Raw genomic sequence first — 13,538 nt, 5'->3', positions numbered from 1 at the left:
ATCTCCTTTCTACACGGTCAAGTTTCCCTTATATGCGTGCTCGAGAACCCTGCCGGGTTAAACCAATCGCCTGAGGAGGCCCATGTTGCGTCTAGCGGTATCCAAGCGCCGCTGCTTGCCAAACGCACCTCATTCCAAGCATGGGGTCCATAACTACCGTTACCCGTTGCGCCGAGTCCTGTAACTACCCGCACATCAAGCCCCACCGAACGCGCCATCACAGCATATAATCTAGCCACATCTATACAGACGCCTTTTCGGGTATCAAAAGTTTCAGTTGGCGTTTGTTCTTTCCAAACCCCTTGCTCTACATAATTATTGGCTTTATCCCAGTCATATGCAATCCGCGAGCCAATCCAGTCATAGAGTGCCCGCGCTTTCGCCTCGTCATTATTCGAATGCTTCGTCACTTCTGCCGCGGCTGCCTCAATGTTGGCAGGAACCGCTGCATCGATGACCTCATATTTGCGCTGCAGCACACGGCGAAACTCAGCTTGAACCGCATCGGTAATAACCGGTCCGCGCTTCAACACATCGCCGGCCACCGGGTCCAGCAGCTCCGCAGCTGTCTTATTGTAAATTGCCGAAGCCCGAATCGCGTCCGCTCCTAATGCATGAGGAGCAAGCGTGACATACACAAACAACACGGCAATGACAAGAAACGCTCGTCCGCCGCCAAGCAGAGCGCCGATCAATGCCCCGGTTGTCCTACTCGCTGTTCCCGAGAGCTTGCCGTAAGCGGAAGTCCTGCTGCTCCGACTCACCCGATCCGCATGGTTCGCCGGCTGTATCAGCGCATCATAGAGCATGTAGCATAGCGGCTCAAGCAGGCGAAGCAAATAGCGGACAAGCGAATAAAGCACCAGAAACAGCACACCGAACCGCAGCAGCTCAAAATCTCGCAAGCTGGTTACTACCGTGTACCATAACTCTTTCACTGCACTGAGCTCTTCCTTCGGCACGATAATGTGTCTGGCCTCCAGCCAATCACGGACTACCGGAGATAGCCGCGAAGCACCTCTACCGGCAAGCACAAGTGCAATTACGACCGAAACGGCTTGCCAAATAAAAAAGAAAAGGTGCTTCGCGGATCCCGACGCACCTCTTCTCATGCCTTGAATGAATGAGCCAAGCAGGATAATCAGCACCATGAGCGCGACCGGTTCCGGTTTCAATAAGGGAGCGACCCAAGCATTCATGATGAAGCCTCCTTCCTTTCGCCTAAACGCAATCAGGCTTGTCCTTCAATCAGCCCTTGTCTAGACGTTCTTCTTTGCTTGATCAATTAAGGATTGAATTGTCGCATCGATCTTCCAAGTGCCAAGCGACGTACCGCGGAAGGCCACTTTCACTTCTTTCTCGCCCGGCGTGCCGTTAAGCTCCAGGTTCTTCGTCTTCACCGTAAACGTTCCGTCACTGTTCGTCGTAAACGTAGCATCCTGCGCTTCGCCGGCCATCGCCGAGATCGCCTCTTGCTTCACGCTGTCCGCTACCTTCGTACCGAGCTCGGATCCGAGATTCTTCAATTCTTCAAGCGAATGTCCGCTATAAAATACGACGCCGGCAAGAATAGCCACAACGATCAGCCATTTCACGACCGTCTTTACAATACGAACGACGATGAACAGCACAACAAGCGCTATAACCAGAAACAGCCATTTGTCCTTGAAGAATTGTACATACGTGTCCAAATCATAGTTAAAATCCAAGCCCATCGATTGGTCTCCTCCATTATACCCGCCAAAAAGTCTACATACAAAACATTATAACCCATGACCCTACAAGCGTAAACCAAGTGGGCCTCCGAGACATATCACAGCCCGGCCAAGCGTACAAGTAGTAACATACTGTCCACATGGATATCGCTGCGCGTTTATGCAAATCCGAAGGAGGATTCCCGTGAAAACTGCGATTTGGCTTTATTTGTTTCTGTTTGTGGCGTTCTTTGATTTACATGCCCAGTATCCCATCTTAACCCCATTTGCCGTGTCGATCGGCGCAGCGCCGTCCTTCATCGGACTGATGATGGGACTTTACTCCATCACCCATCTGCCGGGCAATCTCATAGCCGGCTATGGAGTCGATCGCTACGGCAGCCGATTGTTTATCGTCTTCAGCCTTGCCGCGGCAGGCGGCATCCTGCTGCTGCAAGCCATGGTGACGAATCCTTGGCAGCTGCTGGTCCTCCGTTCGATCAGCGGCTTCGTGCTCGCCTTTCTATCCCCAGCCTGCATGTCGCTGCTCGCGCGCATTGCCACAAGCCAAATCCGGCAGCGCAAGCTCATGGCCGGCAATGGCCTGGTGCACACCGTCGCATCGGTCATCTCGCCAGCGGTCGGCGCTTATCTCGTTGCGCAGATCGGCTTCACGACGGCTTTCAACGTGCTCGGCTGGATTCTTATTGTAACGGCAGTATGCGCACTGTTCTTCATCCGCGAATTAGCGCCTCTGAAAGCAACAACGCCGGAGTCCAAAGCGCTGGCAGCGCAAACGAATGCCGAGGCGCTTGGCATGCGGGGAGGGAAAGAGGAGGCGCCGCCTCCCATACCATGGCTAATCTTCATTCTGCCGATTGCGATGAGCTGCGCACAGGGCATCCTTTCCTTCGAGCTGCCGCTCATGTCGACCACGAAGGAAGGAATGATGACGACAGGGCTGCTGTTCTCCATTGTCAGCCTCGGCGCCTTGTTCACGCTCAGCATGTTGTTTCTCAACAAGCTATCGCCATTTCTACGCTCGCTGTGGGGAGCCTTCATGCTGGCGCTCACTTATTTTGCCATCGCAGCCGGTGTCCCGCTCCCGTTCATGGTTCTGCTGCTATTCGTCGGCATGGCCAAGGGCGTCATATTCCCGGCGCTATCCTCGCTCCTCATCGAACGAAGCGGCGGAACCCGATATGGCCGCATGTTCTCGATCTTATCCATCGCCTTCTCCATTGGCGCCTTCATGGGTCCGATGCTTGCCGGGCAGCTGCGCGAATTTATCTCGCCCTACTATATCGCATTCCTCAGCCTCATGATCGCCGTTTGCGTGCTCCCGTTCTATGCTTCGCCTACGAAAGCCGGTGGATCAAGCTCCAGCGCCCATTTTTCCGGAACTGGGTAGTTGCACAGGGCTGTTATCACTCAGGGGCATACATTACAGTGTGGCAAGAGGCTAGAATGCTTTACTCAGTGAAGCAGAGCCCCAAACGCCCTGTTAGACATCATGCGAAAGAGGGGTGACATTCACAATGTCTCAATTCGTAGATGCTGAACGCGGAGGACATGGCCATCATGGCGCATTTACCTCAGCTGGTTCCATCCTGGTGCTTTTCATCCTGCTGGTCATTGTAATTTGCGGCTGTGGCGGTTGGTATTAATCCACACCTCCTAGATCACGGACATAACGGCTTGCCAATCGGCAAGCCGTTTTTCGTTTTTCAAGTTGGTATACAATATTATAAGATGGTGGAAAGAGGTGAGGACTGCGATGGATGATATCGCCATCATTGTAGAGGGCAAGAACGACAGAAGCCGGCTGCGCCGGGTGCTTGCGGAGGAGACTCCGATTTTCTGCACGATGGGCACCCCAGGTGTCAATCAAATCGAGAAGCTGCGCAGACAGGTCGGTGACCGTCACGCGTACATTTTCACCGATAATGATGCTTCCGGCAGACGAATCAGAGGCATGCTGCGGGATGCATTCCCGGATGCGGACCATATCCATACGCGGCGCGGATTTCCCGGCGTGGAGAAGACGCCAGAGGAGTACTTAATCGAACAATTAGAAAAAGCGGGCCTCGAGGAATACATCGTGTATCCTGCTCAAGGCACCGCCATATGGAGTAAAGAAGATGGATTCTAAGTTCTACTAAGTTCTAAGGTAATCGAATTCTATAATTGCAAGAAGCTAAACGTTCAATACGAAGATCACAAGCGTAACAGTTACGATACTTAGTACGGTAGAGGCAAGCACGGCCTGCGAAGCAAATTCCTGCTCGTTGTCGAATTCCACTGCGAGCAGAACACTGGACAGTGAGGTCGGGACACTTGAGGATACAATGAGCGCCTGTGCCATCAGCCCTTCCAGTCCAAGCAGCCACACCACGACAAAGGCCAATAGCGGTCCGAGCAAGAGCCGCATGCTGCATGAGATCAGCACTTCCTTCACCATGAAGCTGTGAACGGAAAACTTCATGCTCCCCAGCTGTACGCCAAGGGTAACAAGCGCCGTGCCGATAAACGCATTAGCCGAATAATCAAGCGGTACGGATAAAGCATGCGGGATCGGAATATGAAAGCCTCGCATCAGAAACCCGAGCGGGATCGCATAGATGACCGGCTGCTTGAGAATCGTCCGTATTATCTCCTTGCCGCTGATTCGATGCGCATTGACGCTGTAGATGCCGTACGTGTTCGGCAGCAGCGCCTGCAGCATCATGATCAGCACTTGGATCGAGAGCGTGTATGGATTAGAAGCGAACACAAGCTCATTAAGCGGTATGCCGTAGTTCGCGCTGTTATAGAACAGCACGCTGTTTCGCATCGCCCCGCGCCGTCCCCCGGCAATTCCCTTCAGCCGAATGACCGCTTCCACAGAAGCATACATAAGCCCCATAAAGACGACGAAGAACAGCAGGACGGTCATCGCCGATTTCAATGTTACTTCCGTCGTATACAATAATTTAAAAATAATAGCCGGCGAAAATAAGTAAAAGTTCAGCTTGGATAAGGTTTTGATGTCCAAAGAAAAAACCCGATGCAGCGTGATGCCTATAGCAATCATGACTGACAACGGGATGATGTTGTTCCATAATATCGATAAGAATATGACCATGCTACTCTTCAACCAATGCATCTATGACTTTAACAATCTTCTCCGGACTTTGCGTTTCGTCGATCGAGCCCGTTAAATATTTACGCACAACGCCTTTGCGGTCCACGAACGTGATCGTGTCCGTATGCGTGAATAAGTTTGTTGCCTCATCCTTGATAAGTCCGAGTCCGAAGTCCTTCATCAGCTGCTTCGTCTGTTCCTCGCTGTCTTCGCGGAGGAACTTCCAGCCGCTCGTATCGATGTCAAACTTCCCGGCGAATTTCCGCATCGCCTCTGCCGTATCACGCTTCGGATCGAAGGTAATCGACATGAATTCTACGTCTTTGCCGAATGATCCGCTCTCCTTGAGCTTATCCTGCACCTGCGTCATCAGATAAGTCGTCGGCGGGCAGATGTCCGGACAGTTCGCATAGAAGAAATAGATGACGCGTACTTTGCCGTCCGAATCATCAAGCGTTACTTGCTTGCCATCCAAATCCGTCAGTTGAAAGTTCGGCGCCTTCAAATTCTGGTCTAAATTCGGCCTTGCTTCCTTCGTTGACGAGAGATATAAGTAAAGTCCCATGACCAAACATAGCGCCAGCACAGCAATCGTAAATCCGTATTTGCGTACAATAGGCATGAATCGCCCTCCTAACCGATGCCGTTCGTATCGACGATCATGACTAGAAATACAATCATCAAATAGTTAATGGAAATAATGAAATTCGTTTTCGCCCACTTGTTGTTATCCTGTGCCTTCAGTCCGATCAAGGTATGTACCAGCCAGAGCACCCCGCCAAGAAGCGAAATGATGAGAAACGCATAACCAACGTAGCCATAAGTGAAGAACAAAATTCCTGTCGGAATCAACAGCAGAATGTATGGGTTCATTTGCAGCTTCGTGCGATGAACGCCTTTGACGACCGGCAGCAAAGGAAAACCTGCCGCACGATATTCTTCCACCCGTCTAATCGCAAGCGACCAGAAATGAGCCGGCTGCCACAGAAACAGCAATGCGAACAACAGCCATGCGCCTTCATCTACAACGCCGGTTACAGCGCAATAGCCGATTACCGGAGGCATCGCGCCTGAAACGCCGCCAATGGACGTGCTCCAAGTCGAAGTGCGTTTCAGCCACATGGTGTAAATAACGACGTACACGAAAAACCCAAGCAATCCAAGCCAGCCGCTAATCGGGTTCACCAAGGTGAACAGCACGGTAACGCCTGCAATCCCAAGTACGATACCATACACCAAAACGTTGGTCGGACTCAGTCGATTGGTCGGAAGCGCGCGATTCTTCGTGCGTTCCATCTTCTTGTCCAGCTCACGATCCCAGTAATTATTAATGACACATGCCGAAGCCATCGTGAGTACCGATCCTATCAGCATGTAGAGCAGCAGCAACCAATCAATATCCCATTTGGAAGCGACCCAAAACCCGCCAAACCCCGCGAAAGCATTCAATCGTACTAGGTTCGGTTTTGTCAGGGCCACATATTCTTTAAACACAGCCAGTCTCCCCGCTTCCAATGCCTATGAGTGAAAATTAACCCATCTTTTTTGTTTTAAAATCGTTCTTTATCATACCGAAAAAACAAGCTGTTGACAATGTTCGCGGTTCTTGTTCATGAATTTGACACCTTATGGAACCATTTTGCCCATTTCTCAATACACTATCAATGTGGTCAATGGCCCACCGCAAGAAGAAACGGCTTTTCGCCATTCTTGTGGCGATGCAAGTTTCTTCCCTCAGCAATATAAGCAAGGTATGGCGAGTACGAATACTTGCTTATAGTTGATCGAAAGGAAGTGGAATCCAGGCGATATGGCAGCTATTAAATCCAACTCCGAAGAAGTCAAACTGCTTGCAAGGCTCCTCCGCGCTGAAGCTGAAGGCGAAGGCAACCAGGGCATGTTGATGGTAGGTAATGTTGGTGTCAACCGTGTGCTGGGTAACTGTATCGACTTCAAAAACATTCGCACCATTCAACAGATGGTATACCAAAGCCCCGGGGGATTCGAAGCAACGCAGAAAGGCTATTTCTATCAAGCTGCCAGAGACAATGAGATCGCGCTGGCCAAGCGCGTCATAAACGGTGAACGCCTGTGGCCTTCAACGAACTCATTATGGTACTTCCGTCCGGCCGGCAGCTGCCCTCCAACATGGTGGGATCAGAGGCTCGTTGGTAAATTCAAGGCACATTGCTTCTATTCTCCGAAACAGAGCGAGTGTCCGGCAGTTTATTAATGATCCCTTTAAAGTTGATAAAGCGAAAGTGAGGAATTAATTCTTATGTCAAACGGTTATGGGTACAATACAGCGGTTAGTCCAGCAAATACGGGAGGGTTTCCGGGAGGAGGGTATGGCTACGGCTACTACCAGCATCCGACAGCGACACCAATGCCTACACCGGTGCCAACGCCTTTCGTAGCAGGTGCTTCTATGGCTCCGCCAATGGTACCAAGCGGTTCATTCGTTACACCGGCCGGCGGTAATGTCGTTACAATCCCGGCGAGTGAAGAGTCTTATGTAGAGAATATTCTGCGGATGAACCGCGGTAAAATGGCTACCTTTTATATGACGTACGAGAACAACCGGGAATGGAACGCCAAAGTATTCCGCGGTATCATCGAAGCCGCCGGACGCGATCATATCATCATCAGCGATCCGTCGACAGGAATGCGTTACTTACTGCTTACGCTTAATCTCGATTACGTTACATTCGATGGCCCGATCAACTACGAGTACACGTTTAACGGCCAAACCATTACAAATACGACGCCGGTGGCGCCGGTGCCGACAGGCCGCTAATCGGTTTAAAGGTCCATGCGTGGACTTTAGGGCTGCCGCCCGGCACCCACTGCGACATCTCATGCCAAGAAGAACGCTCCCCGCAGCGTTCTTTTTTGATGTGCAGCGCTTCCTCTTCGCTCGCCGCTTCCCATACTTCGACGAAGAGCAGCGGCTGATCCGTGCCTTCATACAGCTTGAACGCCTCGCCGTTGCCGGGCTTGTCCGATATCCAGCGTCGGTACAAGGCTTCATTTTCAGGTGCGATATGATATTCTACAAAACAGATATACATGTACTGTTATTCCCTTCGACAGTAAATTTAGTTAGCGTAATGCGGCCCATTTCGGCGTTAACAAATATTTAGTTATAATCGCCCACGATTCGGAAAATACTTAAGCGTACATATAAAAGTATCGAAGTGAAACGGCTGCCGCCGTCCTCTTGGAGGTGCAACGTGTTTCATTCCGGTGAGATATAAGGTTAGTATAAGGTGAGACACTTATACTTTCTTATATTGACACAAATTGTGCATTTCCACACCAAGGCATATGCTAACACGAGGAGGTTCCCTGTATGGATAGCGGAACGCATTTGGTCATGGGACTTGGACTCGCGGGGCTCGCCTCTGTCGATCCGGTCGTCGCCTCCGACCAAACGCTCTATGCCGCCGTTCTGATCGGCACAGTGCTTGGCTCGCAAGCTCCCGATCTCGACGGATTGCTTCGATTCAAGAGCAATGCGGCTTACATTCGAAACCATCGCGGCGCATCACATTCCCTGCCGGCCATTGGCATTTGGGCCGCGCTGATCACACTGCTGCTGCAAACGATCTTTCGCTTTCAGCTTCCATGGCTTCATCTCGGCGGCTGGGTACTGCTCGCGGTCGTCGTCCATGTATTCGTAGACTTGTTCAATACGTACGGTACGCAGGCCATGCGGCCATTTAATCAGAAATGGATTTCCTGGAACATTATCCATATTTTCGACCCGGTTATCTTCTTGGCTCATCTCATTGCGATTGTGATGTGGGGGCTTAAGATCGGTAATCCGCAAATTGTATTCCCGCTGCTCTACGCCTTCTTGATTGTCTATTATTGCTGGCGTACGGCAGCCCATCACGCACTGCAGAAACAGCTCGTGCGCATCGATACCGTGCATGAAGCCGGAGACCGTTATATTCTGATTCCAACCATATCCTTATATGATTGGAATGTCGTGAAACGCCGCCCCGACGACTCCTTCTTAATCGGTGACTACCGGAACGGCAAGCTGCGCTGGATGGACCGGGCGAAATGTTCTGACCATCCGGCAGTGGAGAAGTCCAAGAACGATCATTCCATTCGTGCTTTTCTCTACTTCACCTCCTTCGCCTGCGCCGAGGTGCAGGAGCATCCTTGGGGCTATGAGGTGCGCTGGTCGGATGTACGCTATCGTCATCGCAAGCAATATCCTTTTGTCGGGGTGCTGCTGATGGATACCGAATTTAAGACGTTAGGCTCTTATGTCGGGTGGTTAAGCGAGGATCGGCTGCAGAAGCGGCTGAGAATGAATACGTATTGACTTAGAGAAGCCTCTTCTTGCACAATAGAAGAGGCTTTTCGCATGTTTGTTTAGTTTAAGAAGCTTATTCGAAAGAAACAATAAGTACGTTCGGTCGCGCAGACACACAAAGCAGAAGCTCAAGGCTGCCCTTGAGCTTCTGACTGTTACTCTTCGGTAATTATTTGTTGCTTAGCAGCGTTCTAGCGGAAGTTGGATTGACCCGATAGTTGCTGTTCCGCAATTTGGACGAGTTTACGAGTGATGTATCCGCCCAATGAACCTGCGTCTCGAGTCGAGACGTTGCCATAGTAGCCGTCTGAAGGAATTTGAATACCCAACTCTTGCGCTGCCTCAAACTTCATTTGTTGAAGCGCTGCGGTTGCTTGCGGTACGACCAGCGTATTGCTGCTACGAGATTGTTGTCCTGCCATGTGGAATTTCTCCTTTCATCTCTTACGATGGTGTGTTGCAAACTTATTATGATTCGTTTGCGAGAAGAATATGCTAAAGTTTATAAACAATTTTATAAGGTTAAGGAGAGTGCTCGAATGTCGAAGCCAATGGCCTTGTTTTTCGCGATTTTTTCGGTATTGCTCATGAGCGCGACAGCTATTTCCATTAGCTATAATGGATGGCTTGCCGTGCTGATGTTCATATTAACCATCTGCAGTATCGGTGCCGGATTTGTCGTAAATGCCAAAATGAAACGCCGCAATCAAGGGTAAAGTCCCTTGCCTGCGGCGTTTTGCTTCTTACAATATAGGAAACTTAAGAACGAGGCAGAAGGAAGCCCATTCTCTCTTTCGCATCGCGAAGCGTCTTATCGGCAATGACCGACACGCGCTCTGCGCCTTGTTTCAGAATTTCATGAATTTCACCGGAGCTGCGGATTTCCGCATAACGCTGCTGCAGCGGCTCAAGCTTCGCAACAACATGCTCTGCCAGATCCTTCTTGAATGCCCCGTATCCTTGCCCCTCGTAGCGCGCTTCGATTTCATCAAGTGTAAGCCCCGCACAATGCGAGTAGATGCTCATCAGGTTGCTGACTTCCGGCTTCTCGGCTGGATTGAACTTTACCTCGCGTCCGGAATCGGTTGTTGCACGGCTGATTTTCTTGCGGATCACATCAGGCGGATCCAGCAGCGCGATGTAGCTGGCCGGGTTCGGATTGCTTTTGCTCATCTTCTTCGTGCCGTCATCGAGCGACATGATGCGTGCGCCAACTTTCGGAATGTACGGCTCCGGAATGGTGAACATCTCGCCGTAACGTTGATTAAAGCGCTGCGCCAGGTCGCGCGTAAGCTCCAGATGCTGCTTCTGATCGTCGCCAACCGGTACGAGGTCCGCATTGTACATGAGAATGTCGGCAGCCATCAGCGTCGGATAAACGAATAGACCGGCACCGACGGAGTCCTTGCCTGTTGATTTGTCTTTGAATTGCGTCATCCGCTCCAGCTCACCCATATAGGCAAGCGTCGTAAACAACCAGCCCAGCTCCGCATGCGCAGATACATGAGATTGCGCGAATACGCTCGCCTTAGCCGGATCAATGCCTGCTGCGATGAACAGCGCCGCAACCGATTCCGTCTGCTCTCTGAGCGCCGCCGGCTCCTGAGGCACCGTAATCGCATGCAAGTCTACGACCATGAAGTAACATTCATGGGTTTCCTGCAGTTTAACAAAGTTTTGAATCGCACCGATGTAGTTGCCGAGTGTCAATTGACCGCTTGGCTGAATGCCGGATAATACGCGTGGCATAGTCGGTTCCTCCCTTATGTTGGATTGGTTTGGTTGAAATCACTTTGTTGTGACCCTCGTTGAATCGACAAAATTGAACGCAAAAAAAGCCCTCCGCCGCAAGGGACGAGGACCGTGGTGCCACCCTAATTTGTTTACAAGCAGCGTTTGCGTACGTCAAGTGCGCTCTGCTCTGTAAACCTCAAGCTTCCTAACGCGAAGCGAAACGAAGACGCATACGGCAGGTCCATTCGAACCGCTTTCCTCATCTCTGCTCAAGGATCCATTCGGCAGTCGGACGCATGCACCGGTTCGCACCACCCACCGGCTCTCTGAAGCATCAATTCCCGCTTACTTCTTCCCATCATTGCATTTACGTGAATTATACTCCCTCCGGATGAAAAGTCAAGAGCGCTCTGCGCCCATTTGTTCATTGTTAAAAATGTCTCCGGGCGGCTGTCCTGCTTGGCTCACTTCAAGCATACCTTGTAACGTAGGGAATAGCCTGGCCTATTCCTCGCCCGAAAGGAGACCTCGAATTGCCATGCATGATTTCCAGCATATATTCATCAGCATCATTATAGAAGCCTTCCCCTTCATTCTGCTTGGCGTATTCTTCTCCGCGCTCCTGCAGGTGTTTGTCTCGGACGCGATGATTGCGCGAATGACGCCGCGCCATCCGCTTGTTGGCGTCTTATTCGGCTGCTTGCTCGGATTGCTGCTCCCCTTGTGCGAATGCGGCATGATTCCCGTGGTGAGGCGGCTGATTCGCAAAGGAATGCCTCCTTATATCGGAATGGTCTTTATTTTCGCCGGTCCAATCATTAACCCCATCGTGTTTGCTTCGACGCTGAGCGCCTTCCGCTCCCAGCCATCCATGGCCTACTCTCGGATTGGACTTGCTTTCGTGGTGTGCATGCTGCTAGGACTGCTCATGGTTCGTTTCATGAAGCGCAATCCGCTTAAGCTCGGTATGCATTCGTTTACAGGAGGCCGCTCCGGTGAGTCCGCCTACGGCCATAATTACAATTACGGCAGCTTGAACAGCGGCTTCCGAGAACGTATTCACGCTACCTTCAACCATGCCTCCGATGAGTTCTTTGATATCGGCAAATTTTTGATTATCGGCGCTTTCCTAACGGCCATTGTGCAATCGACAGTTGATCAGAGCGTACTGCTCTCGTTCAGCGAGCACCCGGCTGCAGCGAATATCTTCATGATGGGCGCCGCATTCGCATTGTCGCTTTGCTCCACCTCGGATGCTTTTGTCGCCTCGTCGTTTCATGGCATCTTGGGTCCCGGCGCGCTTCTCGGGTTTCTGGTGTTCGGTCCGATGGTCGATGTGAAGAGCTTGCTGATGCTCTTCTCAGCATTCCGCAGCAAGGTGATTATCGCGATCAGTTTATACTTGGTAGCTGCAATATGGTTCTTATCCATCGTGACGGAGAAACTGATATTCCGATAATAAGGAGGCGTAGAAAATGTTATCAACCGCGCAGCGCAGAGCCGTCGTCCACCACCTGGTCAGATGCTGCATTCTGACTTGCTTCGGTATATTCATTATCTTCTTGGTTCGAACAGGAAGCCTGCTTCAATATGTGGAGCCTGCCCTTAGCCTCTATGTGAAGCTTGCTGCGATGGGTCTCTTCGCAACGGCCATCTTCCAGCTTCATTCCGCATGGGACAGCTGGAGCGGCGTTGATGCAGCCGCATGTGACTGCAACCATGATCCTTCTTCCTCTACGCTCGCAAATATCTTCTATTATGGTTTGTTCTTGCTTCCGCTTGCGCTTGGCTTCATCCTGTAAATTGGAAAAAATTACATTCTAAATAATGCCAAACTTTTCGTATAAAAGCTTCCAGCGAATCCATACTAAGGGTACACAAAGGAGGTGATTACGATGGCTTCCAACCGCAGCAGTGGTTCGTTGGTCGTACCTGGGGCTAGCGCAGCGCTTGATCAAATGAAATATGAAGTAGCAAGAAGTCTTGGCATTTCTTTTGCGCAAGACGGATACTATGGCGACATGTTAACTCGTGATGCTGGTTATATCGGCGGAAACATTACTCGCAAACTTGTTGAAATTGCAGAAATGCAACTTGCTGGCAGATCTTCGCGTTAATCGTTAAATCGCCGAATTTAGGCAAATAAAAAGCTGCCCCAGAGTGCCGAGGCAGCTTTTTGCTGTGTGCTATGAAGGAGAATCCCGGAAAGCATGCTGAGCAAATTTAGGCGTATACCGGAACATGCTGCTCGCCATGTTGTAATTACTCTCGAACATGATGCTGGCTGACCATGCATTAGAGGAGCCCGAGCGTACCGAGAAATCATACATAATTTCGCCATGGGTCCAGTTCCGCTTCAGTTTGATGGAATCGATCGCCATCTGCCTGAAGGCTTGTACCTGTTCATGCGTCATACCCTGCTCTGACTGACCGATGTGGCCGTTTCGGCTTTCAATCGGATGATGACGAATGCCATATTTACCGACCACGTTATTTCGAATTTGAATGATTACAGTTCCTGCTTGAGCGTGAAGAAGCTCCTCTTCCAATTGCTTAAAGACGAAGTCCACTTGACGAGTTAAAGGCATTGTATCCAAATTCATAGGTTTCCGCCTCCGCGATCCTTATTTAGATGATTTTTCCAAGTCATCCAATA

The 13,538-nt window shown here is 50.7% G+C and carries 19 protein-coding genes and 1 other annotated feature; of the genes, 10 read left to right on the top strand and 9 right to left on the bottom strand.

Annotated features, from left to right (window positions below):
- Positions 1 to 17: 17 nt before the first annotated feature.
- Both AC50Y3_RS08745 and AC50Y3_RS08740 read right to left on the bottom strand, forming a co-directional pair.
- Entirely contained in the window at positions 18 to 1,199 is a 1,182-nt protein-coding gene (locus AC50Y3_RS08745) for a transglutaminase domain-containing protein (RefSeq protein WP_494818380.1), read from the bottom strand.
- A 60-nt stretch (positions 1,200 to 1,259) separates the two neighbouring features.
- Positions 1,260 to 1,715, bottom strand: coding sequence for a hypothetical protein (locus AC50Y3_RS08740; RefSeq protein ID WP_494818379.1), 456 nt, complete (start codon positions 1,713 to 1,715; stop codon positions 1,260 to 1,262).
- A gap of 184 nt (positions 1,716 to 1,899) precedes the next feature.
- Here AC50Y3_RS08740 and AC50Y3_RS08735 point away from each other — a divergent pair, with 184 nt between their 5' ends.
- The 3 genes from AC50Y3_RS08735 to AC50Y3_RS08725 all read left to right on the top strand — a co-directional run bounded on the left by AC50Y3_RS08735 (position 1,900) and on the right by AC50Y3_RS08725 (position 3,846).
- Complete coding sequence (locus AC50Y3_RS08735; RefSeq protein WP_494818378.1) at positions 1,900 to 3,105, top strand: MFS transporter; 1,206 nt, start codon at positions 1,900 to 1,902, stop codon at positions 3,103 to 3,105.
- 127 nt (positions 3,106 to 3,232) lie between these two features.
- Positions 3,233 to 3,361 (top strand): hypothetical protein, encoded by a 129-nt coding sequence (locus tag AC50Y3_RS08730; protein ID WP_494818377.1) that lies wholly within the window; start codon positions 3,233 to 3,235, stop codon positions 3,359 to 3,361.
- Positions 3,362 to 3,471: 110 nt separating this feature from the next.
- Positions 3,472 to 3,846 (top strand): DNA primase, encoded by a 375-nt coding sequence (locus tag AC50Y3_RS08725; RefSeq protein ID WP_091221147.1) that lies wholly within the window; start codon positions 3,472 to 3,474, stop codon positions 3,844 to 3,846.
- A gap of 45 nt (positions 3,847 to 3,891) precedes the next feature.
- On the opposite strand, the gene AC50Y3_RS08720 is transcribed toward AC50Y3_RS08725, so the two are convergent.
- Genes AC50Y3_RS08720 through cyoE form a run of 3 tightly spaced genes read right to left on the bottom strand, consistent with a single transcriptional unit; the run spans position 3,892 to position 6,312 of the window.
- On the bottom strand, positions 3,892 to 4,818 hold the full coding sequence (locus tag AC50Y3_RS08720) for an AEC family transporter (RefSeq protein ID WP_494818376.1): 927 nt from the start codon (positions 4,816 to 4,818) through the stop codon (positions 3,892 to 3,894).
- Between the two features lies 1 nt (position 4,819).
- Positions 4,820 to 5,440, bottom strand: a complete 621-nt coding sequence (locus AC50Y3_RS08715; protein ID WP_494818375.1) for an SCO family protein — start codon at positions 5,438 to 5,440, stop codon at positions 4,820 to 4,822.
- 11 nt (positions 5,441 to 5,451) lie between these two features.
- Positions 5,452 to 6,312 (bottom strand): heme o synthase, encoded by an 861-nt coding sequence (gene cyoE, locus AC50Y3_RS08710; RefSeq protein ID WP_494818374.1) that lies wholly within the window; start codon positions 6,310 to 6,312, stop codon positions 5,452 to 5,454.
- A 316-nt stretch (positions 6,313 to 6,628) separates the two neighbouring features.
- Between cyoE and AC50Y3_RS08705 the strand changes: the two genes are divergently transcribed.
- Entirely contained in the window at positions 6,629 to 7,051 is a 423-nt protein-coding gene (locus AC50Y3_RS08705; RefSeq protein ID WP_210656411.1) for a cell wall hydrolase, read from the top strand.
- Positions 7,052 to 7,096: 45 nt separating this feature from the next.
- The gene (gene gerQ, locus AC50Y3_RS08700; RefSeq protein WP_494818373.1) at positions 7,097 to 7,615 is read left to right on the top strand and encodes a spore coat protein GerQ; all 519 of its coding nucleotides are present in this window, start codon (positions 7,097 to 7,099) and stop codon (positions 7,613 to 7,615) included.
- Here gerQ and AC50Y3_RS08695 read toward each other — a convergent pair.
- Positions 7,572 to 7,889: a hypothetical protein gene (locus AC50Y3_RS08695; protein WP_494818372.1), complete on the bottom strand. Its 318-nt coding sequence runs from the start codon at positions 7,887 to 7,889 to the stop codon at positions 7,572 to 7,574. The genes gerQ and AC50Y3_RS08695 overlap by 44 nt on opposite strands.
- Positions 7,890 to 8,170: 281 nt before the next feature.
- Between AC50Y3_RS08695 and AC50Y3_RS08690 the strand changes: the two genes are divergently transcribed.
- Positions 8,171 to 9,157, top strand: a complete 987-nt coding sequence (locus tag AC50Y3_RS08690; protein ID WP_494818371.1) for a metal-dependent hydrolase — start codon at positions 8,171 to 8,173, stop codon at positions 9,155 to 9,157.
- A gap of 182 nt (positions 9,158 to 9,339) precedes the next feature.
- Here AC50Y3_RS08690 and AC50Y3_RS08685 read toward each other — a convergent pair whose 3' ends face one another.
- Complete coding sequence (locus tag AC50Y3_RS08685; RefSeq protein ID WP_494818370.1) at positions 9,340 to 9,570, bottom strand: alpha/beta-type small acid-soluble spore protein; 231 nt, start codon at positions 9,568 to 9,570, stop codon at positions 9,340 to 9,342.
- Positions 9,571 to 9,687: 117 nt separating this feature from the next.
- Between AC50Y3_RS08685 and AC50Y3_RS08680 the strand changes: the two genes are divergently transcribed.
- Entirely contained in the window at positions 9,688 to 9,864 is a 177-nt protein-coding gene (locus AC50Y3_RS08680; protein WP_494818369.1) for a DUF5325 family protein, read from the top strand.
- 43 nt (positions 9,865 to 9,907) lie between these two features.
- Here AC50Y3_RS08680 and trpS read toward each other — a convergent pair whose 3' ends face one another.
- A complete protein-coding gene (gene trpS, locus AC50Y3_RS08675) occupies positions 9,908 to 10,897 on the bottom strand; it encodes a tryptophan--tRNA ligase (protein ID WP_494818368.1) in 990 nt (329 codons plus the stop codon).
- 98 nt (positions 10,898 to 10,995) lie between these two features.
- Positions 10,996 to 11,253: a binding site (T-box leader), on the bottom strand.
- A gap of 167 nt (positions 11,254 to 11,420) precedes the next feature.
- Between trpS and AC50Y3_RS08670 the strand changes: the two genes are divergently transcribed.
- The 3 genes from AC50Y3_RS08670 (at position 11,421) to AC50Y3_RS08660 (ending at position 12,999) form a co-directional block, all read left to right on the top strand.
- Positions 11,421 to 12,341 (top strand): permease, encoded by a 921-nt coding sequence (locus AC50Y3_RS08670; RefSeq protein WP_494818367.1) that lies wholly within the window; start codon positions 11,421 to 11,423, stop codon positions 12,339 to 12,341.
- 16 nt (positions 12,342 to 12,357) lie between these two features.
- Positions 12,358 to 12,684 carry a DUF1980 domain-containing protein gene (locus AC50Y3_RS08665; protein WP_494818366.1) on the top strand — a complete coding sequence of 109 codons (327 nt, stop codon included), beginning with the start codon at positions 12,358 to 12,360 and terminating at the stop codon, positions 12,682 to 12,684.
- A gap of 93 nt (positions 12,685 to 12,777) precedes the next feature.
- Complete coding sequence (locus tag AC50Y3_RS08660) at positions 12,778 to 12,999, top strand: alpha/beta-type small acid-soluble spore protein (protein ID WP_494818365.1); 222 nt, start codon at positions 12,778 to 12,780, stop codon at positions 12,997 to 12,999.
- Positions 13,000 to 13,068: 69 nt separating this feature from the next.
- On the opposite strand, the gene AC50Y3_RS08655 is transcribed toward AC50Y3_RS08660, so the two are convergent.
- Positions 13,069 to 13,485, bottom strand: coding sequence for an O-methyltransferase (locus AC50Y3_RS08655; protein WP_494818364.1), 417 nt, complete (start codon positions 13,483 to 13,485; stop codon positions 13,069 to 13,071).
- Positions 13,486 to 13,538: the final 53 nt, after the last annotated feature.

The sequence above is a fragment of the Paenibacillus sp. J22R98 genome (assembly GCF_059383835.1).
Note: the sequence above shows the minus strand (reverse complement) of the source record. Positions and strands in the feature narration are given on the sequence as shown.